Source organism: Vescimonas coprocola, assembly GCF_018408575.1.
In the GTDB taxonomy this organism is placed as follows: Bacteria; Bacillota; Clostridia; order Oscillospirales; family Oscillospiraceae; genus Vescimonas; species Vescimonas coprocola.
The window spans coordinates 71,093-89,242 of record NZ_AP023418.1 but is presented as its reverse complement, the minus strand read 5'-3'; the positions used below and the strand labels follow the sequence as shown (position 1 = coordinate 89,242).

Below are 18,150 nucleotides of genomic sequence, written 5' to 3'. Positions count from 1 at the left end.
GGAAGCCCCGCAGGACTTCCCTTCTCGTTTGCAAGTATGTAAGCCCTTCTCCTCACCCACAGGTACTCTCGGCGGCAAAATAGTCACGGGTCTGGCGGATATTCTCCCGGATCTGTGCCTTCAGCGCCTCCAGCGAATCAAATTTCTGCTCGTCCCGCAGGCGTTGGCAGAACTCCACCCGGATGCGCTTCCCGTAGAGATCGCCGTCAAAATCCAGCAGGAAGGTCTCCACGGACACAGCAGTGCCTTCAGAGACGGTGGGGCGGGTGCCTACGTTGGTGACCCCCGCCAGCGACGTGCCGTCCGGCAGATAGACCCGTGTGATGTATACGCCCCGGCGGGGCGCCAGCACATGGGGCGGAAAGGTGAGGTTCACCGTGGGGATGCCCAGTGTGCGGCCCAGCCGGTGGCCGTGGACCACGGTCTGGGTCAGGCAGTGGCGGTGGCCCAGGAACAGCGCCGCCCGCTCCACGTCCCCGGCCTCCACCAGCGTGCGGATGTAGGTAGAGCTGACGGTAACGCCCTCCAGCTCCACCTTGGGGATGATGTCGCAGCCCAGCCCCAGCTCCCGGCATTTCTCCTGCAAAAGCCGGGGATCTCCCTGATTCTTGTAGCCGAAGTGGTAGTCGTGGCCCGCCACCAGATGCACGGCCCCGTGGCGCTTTACCAGCAGCTCCGTGATAAAATCCTGCCACGGCATGGTCATCATGGCCTCGTCAAAGGGGGCCAGGATCACCTGCTGAATGCCATAGATGCGCCGAGCCAGATCGGCCCGATCCTCCGGGGAGTTGATGAGGGGCATGGGGCGTCCGGTGACCACCTCCTTCGGGGGACGGTCAAAGGTAAAGACGGCGGGGATCGCCCCCAGCTCCCCGGCCCGCTGCACCGTTTTTTGCAGCAGGGCGCCGTGGCCTCGGTGGACGCCGTCGAAAAAGCCCAGGGCGATGACAGTACGTTCCAAATTCATTCACGCTCCGAAAAAGTTTTTAATGGAGGTCAGCACGCCGCCCTCCAAGCGGCTCAGGCACAGAAAATCGCCCTCCGGGTCGTAGACCCGGTACTCCCCCTCCGGCAGCGGCTCCGTCACGGAGACGGGATTGCCGTTGCGGCAGCGGGCCACAGCCCGTGGGGTAGGCAGCACATAGGCCGGACGATCCCGGAACAGGGAGTCCACCGGCCGCAGCAGGGCCTCGCCCTCCGCCTGCACCTGCTCCAGCGTCACGGCGTCGGACAGGGTGAAGCCCGCCGCCATGGTGCGCCGCAGGGCAGCCATACAACCGCCGCAGCCCAGCGCCTGCCCGATGTCGTGGCACAGGGTACGGACATAGGTGCCCTTGGAGCATCGCACCCGCAGGACGTAGTCGCCGGAGGCCGTCTGCTCCACCAGCTCCAGGGCGTGGATGGTGACGGGCCGGGGACGGCGCTCCACCTCCTTCCCCTGCCGGGCCAGCTCATAGAGCTTCTTACCGCCGATCTTGATGGCGGAGTACATAGGCGGCAGCTGGGAAATTTCTCCGGTGAACCGTGGCAGCACCGCCTCCAGCGCCGCCCGGTCCGGCAGCGCCTCCGTCCGGTGCAGCACCTGCCCGGAGGTGTCCTGCGTATCGGTGACAAGGCCCAGCCGCAGGACGGCCAGATACTCCTTGTCCCCGGATTCGGCGAAGCTGACGCCACGGGTGGCCTGTCCCACAAACACCGGCAGCACGCCGGTGGCCATGGGATCCAGTGTCCCGGCGTGGCCCACCTTTTTGGTTTTCAGTATTCCCCGCAGCTTGGCGCAGACGTCCATGCTGGTCCAATCGGCGGGCTTGTCGATGATGATGATCCCGTTGGCCATAGTCGCTCCTTTTCAGGGGGCCAGCGGGCCGATGACCTGAGCGATGGCCGCCAGCACGGCGGACTTCGCCTGAGCCATGGTGCCGCTGACGGTGGCTCCCGCCGCTGCGGCGTGACCTCCGCCGCCCAACAGGCGGCAGACCTCCGTGGCGTTGACACGGGGGCCGGTCCGCAGGGACAGCTTCACCGTGCCGGGACGCAGCTCCCGCAGGGTCACACCGCAGTCGGTCCCCTCCACCTGCGCCGCCAGAGCGCTTAGCTCCTCGATGTCGGCATCGGTGGCGTGCAGCTCCTGCCGCAGGGACAGGGGGATCTGCATCACCACCACCCGCCCGGCGTCGCAGCGCTCCATATCCGCCACCATCCGGGCCTCCATAGCCAGACGCACGGCGCTCTTGGTGCGGAACAGTGCCTTGTTGACGGGGGCCACGTCGATGCCGCAGTCCATCAGCTGGGCTGCGATGCGGTGGCTGCGGGGGGTGGTGTTGGAGTAGACGAAGCAGCCGGTGTCCGTGGAGATGGCCACATACAGCGGCAGAGCCATCTCCGGCGTCAGGGGCGTCAGCTGCCGGAGGATATCGTACACGATCTCGCCGCAGGCGGCGCTGTCCGCCTCCAGACACGTCTCACGGGCGAAAAACTCCTGAGAGGGGTGGTGGTCGATGGCCAGAGCAATGCGGTCCTGATAGGGCCGGGCGTTCTCCGGCAGCAGCGACAGCGCCGCAATGTCCACGGAGACCACATACGCCGGTGCAAAATCCGCCTCCGCCAAATAGGGGGCGGCATAGGGGGCGTAGGTGGCCGTCAGCTCCGGGTTGGGCAGCAGATACGCCGTTTTGCCCAGCGCCCGCAAGCCGCAGCACAGGGCGGCGGCGGAGCCGATGGTGTCGCCGTCGGGGCGGACATGGGTGAGGATCAGCACCTGATCCATAGCCGCCAGACAGGCGGCGGCTTCCGCAGTGGTCATAACAGACACCTCCTCAGTCCTCCCGATCCTCCGGCAGCACGATATCGGCGTTCCGGGGATCGGCGGGCTTGACATGGTTCAGCATATCCAGAATGTGTGCGCCATAGGCGATGGAGTCGTCCACAAAAAATTGCAGCTCCGGGGTATAGCGCAGGTCGATGCGGCTGCCCAGCTCATGGCGCAGATAGCCTGCGGCGGACTTCAGGCCCTTCAAAAGCCCCTTCTCGTCCGGGCAGTTCAGGGCGCTGACATAGATGCGGGCATAGCGCAGATCGCTGGTGGTGTCCACATGGGTGATGGTCAGCATACAATCCGTCACACGGGGGTCCTTGACGGTCCGCAGCAGGGCGGAGAGCTCCTTCTGGATCTCGTCGTTGATGCGGCCGATGCGGTTGGATGACATAGACGGTTCTCCTTTCGTTGGATGTGGAAAAGAGGGCGGGCGAAGCGCCCGCCCTCTGGGTCTTGTGTTTGTCTGTTGCGGGGAAAATCGGAGTCAGAGCGCATCCGGCGGCGGTTCCTGTGTGGTATCACGGCTTCCCACGGTCATCTGCGAACTGTCCGTAGAAAGGCCGGTGCTTGCCGAACACCTCTCTCCACGGGCCACTCCCCCGTTTACTGGGGAATTTCCTCCATGGTGAAGGCTTCCACCATATCGCCTGCCCCATGAAACTCGTTTCATGGGGGCCCCGATCCACCATCCTTTGGCGGAAATGAATTCCGCCAAAGCAAGGTTTTGCTCCGCAAACCCCTTGTACGCACGACCTGCGGGCGCAGCCGTGCTGCGCCGGAAGGCGACCGGAGACAGCGCATAAGGGCCACTCCCCCGTTTACTGGGGAATTTCCTCCATGGTGAAGGCTTCCACAATATCGCCTTCCTTGATGTCGTTGAACTTCTCGATGGTCAGGCCGCACTCGTACCCGGCCAGAACCTCCTTGGCCTGATCCTTGAAGCGCTGCAGGGAGGCCAGCACACCCTCGTGGATAACGATGCCGTCCCGGACCAGCCGGACCTGACAGTCCTTGCGCTGGAGCTTACCGTCCTGCACGTAGCAGCCTGCCACGGTGCCAACGCCGGAGACCTTGTAGGTCTGGCGCACCTCGGCATGGCCCAGCAGCACCTCACGGAACTTGGGCGCCAGCATACCCTTCATAGCGGCCTCGATCTCGTTGATGGCATCATAGATGACACGGTACATCCGCATATCCACGTTGGCACGGGCGGCGGAGTCACGGGCGGCGTTGTCGGGGCGGACGTTAAAGCCCACGATGATGGCCTGCGACGTAGAGGCCAGCATCACATCGGACTCGTTGATGGCGCCCACACCGCCGTGGATGACACGGACACGCACCTCGTCGTTGCTGAGCTTCTCCAGGGATGCCTTCACCGCCTCCACGCTGCCCTGAACATCGGCCTTGACGATCAGGTTCAGGTTCTTCATCTCACCGGCCTGGATCTGGCTGAACAGATCCTCCAGCGAGACCTTGGTGACAGGGGCATTGGCCTTGGCCTTCTCCTCGGCCTTGCGCTGCTCCACCAGCTCACGGGCCAGCTTCTCATCGGCCACGGCATTGAAGGTAGCCCCGGCAGTAGGAGCCTCGCTGAGACCGGTGATCTCCACAGGCACAGAGGGCCCGGCGGAGGTGATCTTCTGGCCCTTGTCGCTGACCATGGCCCGGACACGGCCCACGGAGGTACCGGCGATGATGATATCGCCCTGCTTCAGCGTGCCGTTCTGCACCAGCAGCGTGGCCACGGGGCCACGGCCCTTGTCCAGACGGGCCTCGATGACCGTACCCTGAGCGGCACGGTTGGGGTTTGCCTTCAGCTCGCCCACCTCGGCGGTCAGCGTCAGCATCTCCAGCAGATTGTCCACGCCCATACCGGTCTTGGCGGAAATGGGGCAGACAATGGTGTCGCCGCCCCACTCCTCACACACCAGCCCGTACTCGGTGAGCTGCTGCTTGATGCGCTCGGGATTGGCCTCCGGCTTATCCATCTTGTTGATGGCCACGATAATGGGGATCCCGGCAGCCTTGGCGTGGTTGATGGACTCCACCGTCTGGGGCATGATACCGTCCTCGGCGGCCACCACCAGAATGGCGATATCTGTCACCATGGCGCCTCTGGCTCGCATGGAGGTAAATGCCTCGTGGCCGGGGGTATCCAGGAAGGTGATGGGCTTGCCGTTGATCTGCACCTGATAGGCGCCGATGTGCTGGGTGATACCGCCGGCCTCGCCGCTGGCCACATGGGCGTTGCGGATATAGTCCAGCAGACTGGTCTTGCCGTGGTCCACATGACCCATGACCACCACCACGGGGGCACGGGGTACCAGATCCTTCTCGTTGTCCTTGTGGTCGTCGATGAGCTTCTCCTCGATGGTGACCACTACCTCCTTCTCCACCTTGCAGCCCATCTCCTCGGCGATGATGGCGGCGGTATCGAAGTCAATGAGCTGGCTCAGGGAGGCCATGACGCCGTTTTTCATCAGGCACTTGACCACCTCTGCGCCGGTCTTTTTCATGCGGCTGGCCAGCTCGCCCACGCTGATCTCATCGGGGATCTGCACGGTAACGGGGGTCTTTTTGATGACCTCCAGCCGCAGGCGGCGCAGACGATCCGCCTCCTCCTGCTTGCGTTTATTGGAAAAACCGTTGTCCCGGCGCTTGCCGCCGTTGCGGAACTTCTCCTTGCCCTGGGTCTGCTGCTGGGCCCGACGGCCGCCGCCGGTGCGGCCCTCTGCCATGTCCTGCAGCTTCTCGTCGTACTTATCCAGATTCACCGCCGTGGCCTTGCGGGTGTCCACCACCTTGGTCTGAGGCACACGGGAGACGGGCTTGGTCTCCTGCTTGGCAGAACGGCTCTCCCCCTTGCCCTCCGGCTTCTTCTCGGCGGGCTTGGCGGCAGGCTGCTGCTTCTTCTCGGCAGGCTTGGCCCCCTCGGCGAAGATCACCTGAATCCCGGATACCTGATTGTGCTGGGTCAGATACTCAAAGATCAGAGACAGCTCCCGATCCTCCAAGACCTGCATATGGTTCTTGGGCGTTTCGGCGTACTTGGTCAAGATCTCCGTGATCTGCTTGGTGGGGACTCCGAAGTCCTTCGCCACCTCATGCACTCTATATTTGTTTCCTACGCTACCCAAATAAAGCCACCTCCATCTTTGTGATTACGAAATGTGCCGGAGCACAAAACTTACGATTTTTTCCGATCCCTGCCGGAGCCCTTGCCCTTTTTCACCGGCCGGGAACCGGCAAACCGCTGCTGCGGAGCAGCGGGGCGCCTGCGGCCCGGACGGGCCGGACGCCGGGGCTTTTCCTTCGCCGCCTCACGGGGCGGCTCCTGCACCGGCTGCGGCGGCTCCGGGGAAGCCGTGCGCTTCTTGCCCCGGCGCAGGTTCTTCTCGTGCCGGGCCTGCTCCTCCCGCCGCTCCATGGCCCGCCGGGCCTTGATCTGCAGCCGCTGGGATGCCTGCTCATAGTGCTCCGGATCCATGACTGCCAGCTTTTTCACGATGGCGTCGGCAAAGCCCACGTCTGTGACAGCCACCATGGCGCAGCTGCTGCGGCCCAGCGCACGGCCCAGAGCGTCCTTGTCGGCGGGGATGGTCAGACACAGGCAGGCCCCCGTCTGTGCAAAGGCATACGCCCGGCGCACAGAGCCGGCCGCCGCATCCGACGCCACCAGAATGACCCGTGCGTGCCTGCTGCGGGCGGCAGAGCCCACCGGCTCCTCACCGATCTCCACACGGCCCGCCTTTTTGGCAAGGCCGATCATTGATAAAATATGCTCCATTACTCCCCCATCCGGGCCTCCAGCCCATCGTATACCTCCGCCGGGATGGTCGTCTCCAGCGCACGCTCCAGCCCACGGGACTTGCGGGCCTTCCGCAGACACTCCGGGTCGGGACAGACGTACACGCCCCGTCCGGACTTTTTGCCGGTGGCATCCAGCACGATCTCCCCCTCCGGGGTCTTGACGATCCGCAGCAGATCCTTTTTATCCCGCTTGGTACGGCACCCCACGCACTGGCGCTGGGGGATCTTCTTCACCTTCTGCATGACGGGCCTCCTCTCAGGATACGAACTTATTCATCCGCCCGGGACACGGGCTTGATGTCGATCTTATACCCGGTGAGCCGGGCAGCCAGACGGGCGTTCTGCCCCTCCTTGCCGATGGCCAGACTCAGCTGGTCGTCGGGAACGATGACCCGGCACACCTTGCCCTCGTCCGCCAGACGCACCTCCTCCACATCGGAGGGAGCCAGCGCAGCGGCGATGAACTCGGCGGGATCCTCGGAGTACTTGATGATGTCGATCTTCTCGCCGTGGAGTTCCTCCACAATGGCAGCCACACGCTGACCACGGGGGCCGACGCAGGCGCCGATGGGATCCACGTTCTCGTCGGCGGACCACACCGCCATCTTGGTGCGGCTGCCGGCCTCACGGGCGATGGAGCGGATCTCCACCGTGCCGTCGAAGATCTCCGGCACCTCCAGCTCAAACAGCCGCTTGACAAGGCCCGGATGGGTCCGGGACACCATGACCTGCGGGCCACGGGTGCCACGGCGCACCTCCACCAGATACACCTTCAGCAGCTGTCCCTCGGTGTAGGTCTCGGTGCTGACCTGCTCGTTCAGGCTCAGGATGCCCTCGGTGGCCTCGTTGCCGGTGCCGATGCGGAGATAGACGTTGCCGCTGCGGGGATCGATGCGGGACACAGTGCCGGTGAGGATCTCATGCTGCTTGGAGCCCCACTCGTCATAGATCATGCCGTGCTCAGCCTCCCGCAGGCCCTGAATGATGACCTGCTTGCCGTTACCGGCGGCAATGCGGCCGAACTCCACGTTCTCCACCGGGAAGCGCACCATACCGCCCAGTTCATACTTGGCAGAGATGCGCCGGGCCTCCTCCAGAGAGATCTGGGAGCCGGGGTTCTCCACCTCCTCCACGATCTCCTTCTGCACGAACATCTTCAGGTCACGCTTCTCCTCGTTGACCTCCACCACCACGTTCTCCACACCCTCGTGGTCCCGCTTATAAGCGGTGGTCAGGGCCTGAACGATCTTGTTCATCATAAAGTCCTGAGGGATGCCCCGCTCCTTTTCCAGCATTGCCAGTGCGGCAAAGATCTCATCGCATTTCATGATCGTAACTCCTATTCTTTCTGTCGTTGCTTAAAATTCCACACGCAGGCGCACCAGCGCAATGTCCTGCTTTTCAAACCGCAGGGGCTGCGCCGTGCCCATATCCAGCTCCACGGCTCCGTTGTCGTAGCCCGCCAGCCTCCCGGCGAACTCCTTGCGGCCGTTGACGGGCTTATAGGTTTTCAGCAGCACGGGGCTGCCCATGAACTGCTGAAAGTCCGAGGGCCGCTTCAAAGGCCGCTCCGCTCCGGCGGAGGACACCTCGAAGATATAGCTTGCCTCGATGGGGTCCAGCTCATCCAGCAGGTCGCTGACCTTGCGGCTCACAGCCTCGCAGTCCAGGATGTCCACGCCGCCTTCCTTGTCCAGGTACAGCCGCAGGTACCACTGCCCTGCCTCACGGACATACTCCACGTCCCACAGGGTGCAGCCCTGCTCCTGCGCCACAGGCGCCGCTACCTCCGCCACCAGCTCGGTGATCTTCTTTGCCATAGGAACCTCCTGTCCGCCGTATTTTAAGGATACAAAAATGACCAACAAAAAGAGCGGACGAATCGTCCACTCCCAGTCAATACCACCTTACTATGCAGTAAGTATAGCACGATTTTTCAGCGATTGCAAGAGCTTTTCCGGGGATTTTCCGTCGAAACCGGCTTTTTCAGCCGGTATTTTTCCTCTCCCCAACGGGAAAGCGGGACGCCGCAGTCCGCAGCGTCCCGCCCAAGGCATTTTAAGTCTCAGCCCCGAACCCGCCGCACACCGCAGCACAGCAGGAAGATCAGCAGGTCTACCACCACCACCGAGGCCCCCACCGGGGTGCTCAGCAGATACGAACCGGTGAGGCCCACGCAGAAGCCCAGCACCGACAGCACCCCCGCCAGCACCACCACGCCCCGGAAGCTTTTTCTCACCCGCATGGCCGACAGCGCCGGAAAGATCACCAGACTGGAGATGAGCATAGCGCCCATCATCCGCATCCCCAGCACGATGGTCAAAGCCGTCAGCACCGACAGCAGGGTGTTGTACAGCCCCACCTTCACCCCGGTGGCACGGGAGAAGTTCTCGTCAAAGGTGATGGCAAAAAGCCTGTGGTAAAACAGCACGAACAGCACCAGCACCCCCACGCACAGCAGGGCGCTGAGTACCACATCCGCCTGCGTCATGGCCAGAATGGAGCCGAACATATAGCTGTCCACGTCTGTAGTCATGCCGGTGGTAAGGCTGGTGACGATGACGCCCACCGCCAGTGATGAAGCGGACACCACCGCAATGGCGGCGTCGGCTCCCATGCGGCTGCGCTCCGTCATTCGCAGCAGCCCCAGCGCCGCCACGATGACCACCGGAATGGACACCGGCAGCGGCGCCCAGCCGCAGGCCAGCGCCACGGACAGCGCCCCGAAGGACACATGGCTCAGTCCGTCCCCGATCATGGAGTACCGCTTGAGCACCAGCGGCACCCCCAGCAGCGCCGCACACAGCGACAGCAGCACCCCGGCGGCAAAGGCCCGGACGATAAAGGGATAGGTAAACATCTCCAGCAGCAGCGTCATGTCCGCTCACCTCCGAACCGCCGCCCGTAGGGGGAGGCGAGATATTCCGCCGTCGTGCCGTGAAACCACTTGCCCTGCCCGGCATAGAGCACGGTGTCGGCGTATTGCAGGGCGCTCTGCAGGTCGTGGGTCACCATGACGATGGCCAGCCCCTCATTTTTGTTGAGATAGGCCAGCGTCCGGTACAGATCCTGTGCGGCGGCGGGGTCCAGCCCCGTCACCGGCTCGTCCAGGATCAGCAGCCGCCGGGCGGCGCACAGCGCCCGTGCCAGCAGCACCCGCTGCTGCTGTCCGCCGGACAGCTCCCGGTAGCACCGATCCTTCAATTCCAATATCCCCAGCTTGCCCATGTGCATCAGCGCCTGCGACTTCTCGGCGGCGGAGTAGAAGAACCGCCGTCCACGGGCGCTGAGAAAGCCCGACAGCACTACCTCGCTGACGGTGGCGGGAAAATCCCGCTGAGCCTGGGTCTGCTGGGGCAGATAGCCCACCGCCCCGGCGGCCTCACTTCGCCGGATGACCCCCTTCAGCGGCGGCAGCAGCCCCAGCAGGCTCTTGAGAAGCGTGGACTTGCCGGAGCCGTTTTCCCCCACGATACACAGGTATTCCCCCGAATGTACCGAGAAGGTCAGATGTTCCCACACGGTGTGTCCCTCGTAGCCCAGCGACACGTCCCGGCAGGACAGCAGCGTTTCCTTATCCATCAGGCAAGCCCCTCCTTCAGTGCAGCGATATTCTGCCGCATCAGCGACAGGTAGGTGGCCCCGGCGTCGAAGTCCTGCCGGGACACGGTCTGGCAGGACTGGAAGGTCAGCACCTTGGCCCCGGTGGTCTCGGCAATGGCCTGCGCCACCTTCCGGCTGCTGAGCTCGATGGTATACACCACCGGGATGCCCTCCTCCTGCACCTTATCAATGAGATATTTCAGGGTAGCCAGCGACGGCTCCGTATCCCCGGCGCAGCCGTGGAAGGCCGCCCGGTACTCCAGCCCGTAGGTCTTACAGAAGTACAGCAGCGGGAACCGATCCCCGAACACCACCATGTGCCGATTGCCGTCGGCCACCACCTCCGTGAAGGCCTGATCCAGCTCCGACAGCTCTGCCAGATACGTCTCCAGCCGCCGGGCGTAGTTCTGTGCGTGTTCCGGATCGGCCTTCTGCAGCGTCCCGGCAATGGCCCGGCACAGCCCCATGGCAATACGGGGTGACGTCCAGATGTGCTCGTCATATTCCACCTCGTCCTCATGGCCGTCATCGTGGTCATGATGGTCGTCGTGGTCATGATGGTCGTCGTGGCCCGCTCCCTGCATTCCCTCCGCCAGTTCCTCCTCCAGCGGCTGGGCATAGTCCATAAGCCGCAGAGTATAGGGGATCTCTTCCCCGGCGGAATCCAGGATCTCCTCCACCCAGTACTCGCTCTCCCCGCCGTTGTAGACAAACACATCCGCCTGCGACAGCCGGATCACATCCAGCGGCGTTGGTTCGAAGCTGTGGGTCTCCCGCCCGGCAGGGACCAGCAGCTCCGCCTCCACGTCCTCCCCGCCGATGGCCCGCACAAAGTCGTAGTAGGGGAACAGGGAGCACACTACCCGCAGCTTGCCGCTCTCCGGCTCTGCCGGACGGACAGCGCATCCCACCGCAGGGAGCAGCACCACCGCCGCCAGCACCGCCGCCAGCAGCCGCCTCATGACTGCTCCTCCCCGCTGCACCGGTCGCACAGACCGTAAAACAGCGTCCGCCGGGGGTTGATGCGGAAGTGATGCTGCTGCAAAACGTGCTGATACAGCTCCCCCAGATGAGCGCAGTCCATGTGCTGGATAGCCCCGCACACCTCGCACTTCAGGAGGATACAGTCCCGGTGGGCGTGGCAGTCGCAGTACTGCCAGCAGGCCCCCTCATCCGTCACCAGCTTGTGGACCAGCCCCTGCTTCTCCAGCCGCTCCAGCTGGCGGTATACGGTGGTCAGCCCCACGGACTGACCGCCGCTGCGGAGCCGGTCCGCCAGCACCATAGCCGTGGCGCAGCCGCCGGGGCAGGCGGCGATGCAGTCCAGCACTGCCTGCTGCTGCCGGGTCATATAGGTCATATGCGTCACCTCGCAGATTTGAAAATGAAAACCGTTTTCAGATTATAGCAGGTATGAGAGAAATGTCAATCCTTTTTTGCGGAATTTTGTGCTTTGCTCCCCGGTGGTGTCCTTTCTTCTATTGCCTCCGGCGGGTGCCTTTCTGCCAATAGCACGTTTGCGTAAGGAACGTGCCTCCGGCGGCATATTTTCCCAGTAGTTTTTTCTTCTATTGCCTCCGGCGGGTAACTTTCTTTCAATAGCGAAAGAAAGTCTACACCGTCGTGTCAGCCGGTTTCCAGCCACGTTGTGGCGTGAAAACCGGGACACTTCCTCGAAACCACCTCGCTTCATCCGCCACAGGCGGCGCTTCGGCGGTTTCCAAAGAACGCCAGCAGAAACCCATGGTTTCTGCACTTCCTTCCCGGTGTACAAGAGTTGCTACTTAAATCCCGCCGAAACAGGGAATCGACTTCCTCCTACTCACGCTGCCGCTACATTGGATGGTTGAAGAAGCGTGTTTTTCTACCGTGGCAATCCGTACGCCAAAACGGTAGACGCACCATTTTCTTCACCTGAGCGGGAGCGGCAGCGGGTCTGTTGCTGAGTCGATTCCCACTACGGCCCATATCGAATCATTCTCTTGTAAACAAAAGGAAATCCAAAAACCATCGGTTTTTGGCAGCTCTTTTGCCCACTTTTCCAGCTGCTGGGAAAAGTGGGCCGCCGGAGGCACGTTCCTTACGCAAAAGGGACTGCTGAAAGAAAGTCACCCGTCGGAGACAAAAGAAGAACGAGCAGCCGGAGGCAAGAAAAAGCTATTGGCAGAACCCCCCCGTATCCCCCGAACACCCCCTCCCCCTCCCGCATACACTGTCACAGGAACATTCCGGAAAGGAGCCATTTCCATGCCCAAGATCTATCTCAGTCCCAGCACCCAGGAGTATAACCCCTACGTCACCGGCGCCGGGTCAGAGGAATACTTCATGAACCTGCTGGCCGATGCCATGGAACCCGTTCTGCTGCTCAACGGCATCCAGTTCTCCCGCAATACGCCGGACATGACCGCCGCCTCCTCCATCCGGCAGGCCAACGCCGGACAGTACGACTTCTATCTGGCCCTCCACTCCAACGCCTCCGGCCCCGGTGCCGGGGGCCGGAGCCGGGGCATTCTCGCCTTCTACTATCCCACCAGCGCCAACGGCCGCCGGGCGGCGGAGCTGTTCGTGGAAAACCTCCGGGACATCTACCCCCTGCCGGAGAAGGTGTCCACACGGGCCACCACCTCTCTGGGAGAGGTACGCCAGCCCCGGTTCCCCTCGGTGCTGTTGGAGCTTGGCTACCACGACAACCCCGACGATGCCCTGTGGATCCAGGAGAATATCCCCCGCATCGCCGCCAACCTGGTGCTGAGCCTCACGGAGTACTTTGGCCTGCCCTACACCGCCCCCACGCCCCAGCCGGGTCAGGTATCCACCGTCTCCGGCGGCCCGGTGAACCTCCGCTCCGCCCCCTCCCTCCAGTCCCCGGTAACGGCCCGGCTCCCCGACGGCGACGGCGTAACGGTGTACGGCCGCTATCAGGACTGGTACGTGGTGTCCCACGGGGAGCATCTGGGCTACGTCAGCGCCCCCTTTATCCGCCTGTCGTAAGGCATCGGCAAAATCTCCCCGGCGACCTGCGAAAATAATAAACAGAATGTGGTTTTTCTCTTGACAGTTTTGCACAATTCGATTAAACTATTAGGAAGATTATCATCGGAGATTCAAGGGGGATCTTCGGTTATTTTCTGCCCTGAACGGAGCTATCCGTTTTCATACGTTAAAACAACATAGGAGGAATATCTGTCATGACGACAATCGGCTGGATCGTATCCATTGCTGCCTTCGTCGTTGCGGCGGTGATCTTTTTCCTCCTCGGTATTCGCTATCGCAAAAACGTAGCGGAAAGAGAAATCTCCAGTGCGGAGGAAGAAGCCACCCGCATCATCAACGAAGCCATCAAGAGTTCCGAAAATAAAAAGAGAGAAGCACTTCTTGAAGCCAAAGAAGAGATTTTGAAAAGCCGCAGCGAGTACGAGAGAGAGGTCAAGGAGCGCCGCGCTGACCTGCAGAAGCAGGAGCGCCGACTGCAGCAAAAGGAGGAAAACCTCGATCATAAGATGGATTCCATCGAGAAGAAAGAGGAAGCCCTCATCGCAAAACACGCCGCCGCCGACAAGGCTGCGGAGGAGATCAAAAACATCAAGCACAGCCAGATGGAGATGCTGGAGCGCATCTCCGGCTTCACCGCCGATGAGGCCAAGGATTACCTGATCGCTCAGGTGGAGTCGGATGTCACCCACGAGACTGCCATCAAGATCAAAGAGATCGAGGCCCGCGCCAAGGAAGAGGCCGATCAGCGGGCCCGTGAGATCGTGGCCACCGCTATCCAGCGGTGCGCCGCCGACCATGTGGCCGAGATCACCGTCAGTGTGGTTCCCCTGCCCAATGACGAGATGAAGGGCCGCATCATCGGCCGGGAAGGCCGCAACATCCGGACGCTGGAGACTCTCACCGGCGCCGATCTCATCATCGACGACACGCCGGAGGCCATCACTGTCTCCTGCTTCGAGCCGGTGCGGCGTGAGGTCGCCCGTCTGGCTCTGGAGAAGCTCATTGCCGACGGCCGCATCCATCCCACCCACATCGAGGAGATGGTGGAGAAGGCCCGCCGTGAGGTGGACGCCGTCATCCGCTCTGAGGGTGAGCGGGCCGTGCTGGAGACCGGTGTCCGGGGCATCCACCCGGAGCTGCAAAAGCTGCTGGGCCGCCTGCACTACCGCACCAGCTACGGTCAGAACGTGCTGCAGCACTCCATTGAGGTCAGCCACATCGCCGGTATGATGGCGGCGGAGCTGGGCGCCGACGTCCAGACCGCCAAGCGTGCCGGTCTGCTGCACGATATCGGCAAGGCCGTGGACCATGAGATGGAGGGTACCCACGTCTCCTTGGGCGTGGAATTCTGCCGGAAGTACCGGGAGAAGGAGGACGTCCTCCACGCCATTCAGGCCCACCACGGCGACGTGGAGTGCAAGACGCTGGTGGCCTGTCTGGTGCAGGCAGCCGATGCCATTTCCGCCGCCCGACCCGGCGCACGCCGTGAGAATCTGGAGAACTATATCAAGCGTCTGGAGAAGCTGGAGGAGATCACCAGCAGCTATCCCGGCGTGGAGAAGAGTTACGCCATTCAGGCGGGCCGTGAGGTTCGTGTCATGGTGAAGCCCGAACAGGTCTCTGAGGATCAGATGGTGATCCTGGCCCGTGAGCTGGCCCACCGCATCGAAAACGAGCTGGAGTATCCCGGCCAGATCAAGGTCCACGTGCTGCGTGAGACCAAGGCTGTGGAATACGCCAAGTAAACATCCTTCCATACGGTTCATCCCCAACGGCGCACCACTGCTGCGGTGCGCCGTTTCTTTATGCCCTTTAACTTTGCTTTAGGAAGCGGTGATATCCTGTCCTCAAAACCCGAAAAATCGAGGACTCTGCCATGAAACGCATTCCACTCATTCTTTCGCTGGCCCTGCTGCTGTTGCTGCCGGCCATCGCCCTGTATCCAATGCTCCATGCCTCCGCCGAAAAGGATGGTGTCGATAGCAGCACAGCCATTCAGGAGGCCGCCCCATCGGAAGCCGCCCCATCGGAAGCCGCCCCATCGGAAGCCGCCCCGTTAGACAGCGCCGTCGCTGCCCCCCGCCGCTCCCGCCGCTCCCGTCGCCGTCAGCGGTTCTATCGACACCGATGATTTTCCCCTCACCGACGGCCAGCAGCAGGCGCTTCACCGCTATATGACCGCCTACTATACCACGCTGGGGGACCTGACGGATCCGAGCACCGACGGCGTATTCTGCGCCGACGGCATCGCCGCCCATGAGCAGGCGGTCGGGAATGATTATTCGCAGTCTCGGCCGGGGATGGTCCTCTGCATCCTTGGCTGGAAATAAGCCCTATCATCTCCGGCCGGGAATAAGACGTTGCGCCCTGACAGTTTTGTGGTATAATAGGACTGTCAGCGGACAGAGCCATGTCCAGTTACCATGTCCACTTTTGTCCGCAGAATGTACCAATTCACCGGGAGGATACCCTATGGAATTTCGTGTGCTGGCACTGGGAGATGTTACCAGCGAGGATGGCACCCGCCATCTGGCCCGTACTCTGCGCCCCTTTCAGAAGGTCCACGGCGTGGACTTCACCGTGGTCAACGGTGAGAACGTCTCCGGCGTAGGGCTGACCCCGGATCAGGCGGAGGATCTCTTCGCCGCCGGCGCCGATGTCATCACGCTGGGCAACCATACGTGGGGCAAAATGCAGATCGCTGACTATTTGGAGGACAGTCCCTACATCCTACGGCCTGCCAACTTTTCCCCCCGCACGCCGGGCCGTGGTGTGGGAGTCTACGACTGCGGCCGCTTCCGCATCCGGGTCATCTCCCTCATCGGCCGCTGTGACCTGTCATGGGGCAGCGACAACCCCTTTACCACAGCGGACCGCCTGCTGGCGGAGCCGGACGCTCCCACCTTCACGGTGGTGGATTTTCACGCTCAGGCCACCAGTGAAAAGCTGGCCATGGCCTACTATCTGGACGGCCGGGTCTCCGCCCTGTGGGGGACCCACACCCACGTCCCCACCGCCGACCAGCGGGTGTTCCCCAAGGGCACCGGCTACCTGACGGATCTGGGCATGACCGGCGCCGTGGAGTCGGTGCTGGGCATCCAGCCCCAACAGTCGGTGGAGATGTTCTTAGGCGGTCTGCCGGGCCGCTTCCGCCCCGCCTCCGGCCCCTGCAAGGCCCAGGGTGCGCTCTTCACGCTGGACAGCGCCACGGGCCTGTGTACAGCGGTGGAGCGGGTGGATATCCGCTGACGGCCCGGCATTTGTCACGCAAAATCCGTCACGTAGAAGCTGTCACACAGGACCCGTTACGCAGGTTCTGTCACATAGGAGAAATGAGCCATGTCTGTTGAAAAGGTCCGGGCGTACCTGACGCCCTATGGGGTGGCCCAGCGCATCCGGGAACTGGAGGTCTCCAGCGCCACGGTGGAGCTGGCTGCCGCCGCTCTGGGGGTGGCCCCCGCCCGCATCGCCAAGACCCTCAGCTTCAAGGTGGGAGAGCGTCCCATCTTAGTGGTGGCCGCCGGGGACGCCCGCATCGATAACAGCAAATACAAGCACTTTTTCGGCGTCAAGGCCAGGATGCTGACACCGGAGGAGGCCGTGGAGCGCATCGGCCACGCCGTGGGCGGCGTATGCCCCTTCGCCCTGCCGGAGAACGTGTCCGTGTATCTGGACGAGTCTCTGCGGCGGTTCGAGACGGTGTTCCCCGCTGTGGGCAGCGCCGCCTCCGCCATTGAGCTGACCTGCCCGGAGCTGGAGCGCTGCTGCGGAGAGCGGTTCTGCCGATGGGTAGACCTCTGCCGTGGCTGGCAGGAGGCATAAAAGGAGGACGCTATGGCAAAAATTCTACACACGGCGGACTTCCATCTGGACAGCGCCTTTACCGCCCTGCCGGAGGAGAAGGCCCGGCTGCGCCGCCAGGAGGCACGCCAGCTGACGGACCGGCTGGTGGACTACGCCAATGACCACGGCGTGGAGCTGCTGCTGCTGGCCGGGGATCTCTTTGACTCTGACCAGCTCTACGGCCAGACGGCACAGGAGCTGGCCCAGTCTCTGGCCCGCTTCCAGGGCCACGCCGTCATCGCCCCCGGCAACCACGACTTCTACGCCGCCTCCAGCCCCTACGCCCGGCTGCTGTGGCCGGAAAACGTCCACATCTTCCGGGAGGAGCGGCTCCAGCGACTCCCCTTCCCCCAATACGGCTGCGTGGTATACGGAGCCGCTTTCGCCTCCCCCGCCGCTCCCGCCGGGATCCCCGGCTCTCTTGACCCGGAGGATGAGGGGCTGGCCCGCATCCTGCTGCTCCACGGAGAGGTGGGCGTCCGGGACAGCCGCTACCGGGCCATGACCCTGAAGGACGTGGAGCAGAGCGGCGCCGACTATCTGGCGCTGGGCCACGTCCATGCCTTTGGCGGCGTGCAGCAGGCAGGGCGCACCTTCTGGGCCTATCCCGGCTGCCCGGAGGGCCGAGGCTTCGACGAGCTGGGGGACAAGGGCTTCCTCACCGGCACCGTGGAGCCGGGACAGGTGAAGCTCACCTTCGTTCCCTTTGCCCGCCGCCGGTATCAGTGGCTGACGGCGGATGTCACCGGCGTTGACCCGCTGGAGGCGCTGCGCCGGGAGCTGCCCCCACACCCGGAGACGGACATCTTCCGCATGGTCCTCACCGGCGAGACGGAGGAGCCGCCCCGGCTGGACGCCCTCTATGACGCCCTGTCCCCGGACTGCTTCTATCTGGAGCTACAGGACCGCACCACCCGCTGCCGGGATCTGTGGGAGCACTGCGGAGAGGACACCCTGCGGGGCCTGTTCCTCCGAGACCTGCGCCAGAGATACGACGCCGCACCGGCGGAGGAGAAGCCCCGACTGCTGCAGGCCGCCCGATTCGGCTTGGCGGCACTGGAAAACCGGGAGTTGTAAAGCACTTT

The 18,150-nt window shown here is 63.0% G+C and carries 20 protein-coding genes; 7 read left to right on the top strand and 13 right to left on the bottom strand.

Going from position 1 to position 18,150, the window contains the following annotated elements:
- Positions 1 to 52 precede the first annotated feature (52 nt).
- From KJS28_RS00465 to KJS28_RS00405, 13 genes are all read right to left on the bottom strand, one after another.
- Positions 53 to 967, bottom strand: a complete 915-nt coding sequence (locus KJS28_RS00465) for a bifunctional riboflavin kinase/FAD synthetase (protein WP_213541301.1) — start codon at positions 965 to 967, stop codon at positions 53 to 55.
- Positions 968 to 1,837, bottom strand: a complete 870-nt coding sequence (gene truB, locus KJS28_RS00460; RefSeq protein ID WP_213541300.1) for a tRNA pseudouridine(55) synthase TruB — start codon at positions 1,835 to 1,837, stop codon at positions 968 to 970.
- 12 nt (positions 1,838 to 1,849) lie between these two features.
- Positions 1,850 to 2,803 (bottom strand): DHH family phosphoesterase, encoded by a 954-nt coding sequence (locus tag KJS28_RS00455; protein ID WP_213541299.1) that lies wholly within the window; start codon positions 2,801 to 2,803, stop codon positions 1,850 to 1,852.
- 13 nt (positions 2,804 to 2,816) lie between these two features.
- The gene (rbfA, locus tag KJS28_RS00450; RefSeq protein WP_021858552.1) at positions 2,817 to 3,206 is read right to left on the bottom strand and encodes a 30S ribosome-binding factor RbfA; all 390 of its coding nucleotides are present in this window, start codon (positions 3,204 to 3,206) and stop codon (positions 2,817 to 2,819) included.
- 427 nt (positions 3,207 to 3,633) lie between these two features.
- A complete protein-coding gene (gene infB / locus KJS28_RS00445) occupies positions 3,634 to 5,952 on the bottom strand; it encodes a translation initiation factor IF-2 (RefSeq protein ID WP_213541298.1) in 2,319 nt (772 codons plus the stop codon).
- A 50-nt stretch (positions 5,953 to 6,002) separates the two neighbouring features.
- Positions 6,003 to 6,602, bottom strand: a complete 600-nt coding sequence (locus tag KJS28_RS00440; protein WP_213541297.1) for a L7Ae/L30e/S12e/Gadd45 family ribosomal protein — start codon at positions 6,600 to 6,602, stop codon at positions 6,003 to 6,005.
- On the bottom strand, positions 6,602 to 6,868 hold the full coding sequence (rnpM, locus tag KJS28_RS00435; RefSeq protein WP_213541296.1) for an RNase P modulator RnpM: 267 nt from the start codon (positions 6,866 to 6,868) through the stop codon (positions 6,602 to 6,604). Before rnpM ends, KJS28_RS00440 begins: the two co-directional genes overlap by 1 nt.
- Positions 6,869 to 6,894: 26 nt before the next feature.
- A complete protein-coding gene (nusA, locus tag KJS28_RS00430; protein ID WP_213541295.1) occupies positions 6,895 to 7,953 on the bottom strand; it encodes a transcription termination factor NusA in 1,059 nt (352 codons plus the stop codon).
- Between the two features lie 30 nt (positions 7,954 to 7,983).
- A complete protein-coding gene (gene rimP / locus KJS28_RS00425) occupies positions 7,984 to 8,445 on the bottom strand; it encodes a ribosome maturation factor RimP (protein WP_213541294.1) in 462 nt (153 codons plus the stop codon).
- Between the two features lie 245 nt (positions 8,446 to 8,690).
- The gene (locus KJS28_RS00420) at positions 8,691 to 9,503 is read right to left on the bottom strand and encodes a metal ABC transporter permease (protein ID WP_213541293.1); all 813 of its coding nucleotides are present in this window, start codon (positions 9,501 to 9,503) and stop codon (positions 8,691 to 8,693) included.
- Positions 9,500 to 10,207, bottom strand: coding sequence for a metal ABC transporter ATP-binding protein (locus KJS28_RS00415; RefSeq protein WP_213541292.1), 708 nt, complete (start codon positions 10,205 to 10,207; stop codon positions 9,500 to 9,502). Before KJS28_RS00415 ends, KJS28_RS00420 begins: the two co-directional genes overlap by 4 nt.
- Entirely contained in the window at positions 10,207 to 11,190 is a 984-nt protein-coding gene (locus KJS28_RS00410; protein WP_213541291.1) for a metal ABC transporter substrate-binding protein, read from the bottom strand. Before KJS28_RS00410 ends, KJS28_RS00415 begins: the two co-directional genes overlap by 1 nt.
- The gene (locus KJS28_RS00405; RefSeq protein WP_213541290.1) at positions 11,187 to 11,588 is read right to left on the bottom strand and encodes a Fur family transcriptional regulator; all 402 of its coding nucleotides are present in this window, start codon (positions 11,586 to 11,588) and stop codon (positions 11,187 to 11,189) included. Before KJS28_RS00405 ends, KJS28_RS00410 begins: the two co-directional genes overlap by 4 nt.
- Before the next feature lie 887 nt (positions 11,589 to 12,475).
- Between KJS28_RS00405 and KJS28_RS00400 the strand changes: the two genes are divergently transcribed.
- From KJS28_RS00400 to KJS28_RS00370, 7 genes are all read left to right on the top strand, one after another.
- Entirely contained in the window at positions 12,476 to 13,219 is a 744-nt protein-coding gene (locus tag KJS28_RS00400) for an SH3 domain-containing protein (protein ID WP_213541289.1), read from the top strand.
- Positions 13,220 to 13,416: 197 nt separating this feature from the next.
- Complete coding sequence (gene rny / locus KJS28_RS00395) at positions 13,417 to 14,967, top strand: ribonuclease Y (RefSeq protein WP_213541288.1); 1,551 nt, start codon at positions 13,417 to 13,419, stop codon at positions 14,965 to 14,967.
- A 131-nt stretch (positions 14,968 to 15,098) separates the two neighbouring features.
- Positions 15,099 to 15,353, top strand: coding sequence for a hypothetical protein (locus KJS28_RS00390; protein WP_213541287.1), 255 nt, complete (start codon positions 15,099 to 15,101; stop codon positions 15,351 to 15,353).
- Between the two features lie 43 nt (positions 15,354 to 15,396).
- Positions 15,397 to 15,552, top strand: coding sequence for a hypothetical protein (locus KJS28_RS00385; protein WP_213541286.1), 156 nt, complete (start codon positions 15,397 to 15,399; stop codon positions 15,550 to 15,552).
- A gap of 142 nt (positions 15,553 to 15,694) precedes the next feature.
- The gene (locus KJS28_RS00380) at positions 15,695 to 16,471 is read left to right on the top strand and encodes a TIGR00282 family metallophosphoesterase (protein WP_213541285.1); all 777 of its coding nucleotides are present in this window, start codon (positions 15,695 to 15,697) and stop codon (positions 16,469 to 16,471) included.
- Between the two features lie 90 nt (positions 16,472 to 16,561).
- Positions 16,562 to 17,044 (top strand): YbaK/EbsC family protein, encoded by a 483-nt coding sequence (locus KJS28_RS00375; protein ID WP_213541284.1) that lies wholly within the window; start codon positions 16,562 to 16,564, stop codon positions 17,042 to 17,044.
- A gap of 12 nt (positions 17,045 to 17,056) precedes the next feature.
- On the top strand, positions 17,057 to 18,142 hold the full coding sequence (locus tag KJS28_RS00370; protein WP_213541283.1) for a metallophosphoesterase family protein: 1,086 nt from the start codon (positions 17,057 to 17,059) through the stop codon (positions 18,140 to 18,142).
- Positions 18,143 to 18,150: the final 8 nt, after the last annotated feature.

What these genes read in the sequence shown, in the direction of transcription:
- KJS28_RS00370 (WP_213541283.1), top strand. Translation starts at nt 17,057, where the DNA reads ATGGCAAAAATTCTACACACGGCGGACTTCCATCTGGACAGCGCCTTT.
- KJS28_RS00400 (WP_213541289.1), top strand. Translation starts at nt 12,476, where the DNA reads ATGCCCAAGATCTATCTCAGTCCCAGCACCCAGGAGTATAACCCCTAC.
- KJS28_RS00410 (WP_213541291.1), bottom strand. Translation starts at nt 11,190, where the DNA reads ATGAGGCGGCTGCTGGCGGCGGTGCTGGCGGCGGTGGTGCTGCTCCCT.
- rny (WP_213541288.1), top strand. Translation starts at nt 13,417, where the DNA reads ATGACGACAATCGGCTGGATCGTATCCATTGCTGCCTTCGTCGTTGCG.
- rnpM (WP_213541296.1), bottom strand. Translation starts at nt 6,868, where the DNA reads ATGCAGAAGGTGAAGAAGATCCCCCAGCGCCAGTGCGTGGGGTGCCGT.
- KJS28_RS00375 (WP_213541284.1), top strand. Translation starts at nt 16,562, where the DNA reads ATGTCTGTTGAAAAGGTCCGGGCGTACCTGACGCCCTATGGGGTGGCC.
- KJS28_RS00415 (WP_213541292.1), bottom strand. Translation starts at nt 10,207, where the DNA reads ATGGATAAGGAAACGCTGCTGTCCTGCCGGGACGTGTCGCTGGGCTAC.
- KJS28_RS00420 (WP_213541293.1), bottom strand. Translation starts at nt 9,503, where the DNA reads ATGACGCTGCTGCTGGAGATGTTTACCTATCCCTTTATCGTCCGGGCC.
- rimP (WP_213541294.1), bottom strand. Translation starts at nt 8,445, where the DNA reads ATGGCAAAGAAGATCACCGAGCTGGTGGCGGAGGTAGCGGCGCCTGTG.
- nusA (WP_213541295.1), bottom strand. Translation starts at nt 7,953, where the DNA reads ATGAAATGCGATGAGATCTTTGCCGCACTGGCAATGCTGGAAAAGGAG.
- KJS28_RS00385 (WP_213541286.1), top strand. Translation starts at nt 15,397, where the DNA reads ATGACCGCCTACTATACCACGCTGGGGGACCTGACGGATCCGAGCACC.
- KJS28_RS00455 (WP_213541299.1), bottom strand. Translation starts at nt 2,803, where the DNA reads ATGACCACTGCGGAAGCCGCCGCCTGTCTGGCGGCTATGGATCAGGTG.
- KJS28_RS00380 (WP_213541285.1), top strand. Translation starts at nt 15,695, where the DNA reads ATGGAATTTCGTGTGCTGGCACTGGGAGATGTTACCAGCGAGGATGGC.
- rbfA (WP_021858552.1), bottom strand. Translation starts at nt 3,206, where the DNA reads ATGTCATCCAACCGCATCGGCCGCATCAACGACGAGATCCAGAAGGAG.
- KJS28_RS00440 (WP_213541297.1), bottom strand. Translation starts at nt 6,602, where the DNA reads ATGGAGCATATTTTATCAATGATCGGCCTTGCCAAAAAGGCGGGCCGT.
- truB (WP_213541300.1), bottom strand. Translation starts at nt 1,837, where the DNA reads ATGGCCAACGGGATCATCATCATCGACAAGCCCGCCGATTGGACCAGC.
- KJS28_RS00390 (WP_213541287.1), top strand. Translation starts at nt 15,099, where the DNA reads ATGAAACGCATTCCACTCATTCTTTCGCTGGCCCTGCTGCTGTTGCTG.
- KJS28_RS00465 (WP_213541301.1), bottom strand. Translation starts at nt 967, where the DNA reads ATGAATTTGGAACGTACTGTCATCGCCCTGGGCTTTTTCGACGGCGTC.
- KJS28_RS00405 (WP_213541290.1), bottom strand. Translation starts at nt 11,588, where the DNA reads ATGACCTATATGACCCGGCAGCAGCAGGCAGTGCTGGACTGCATCGCC.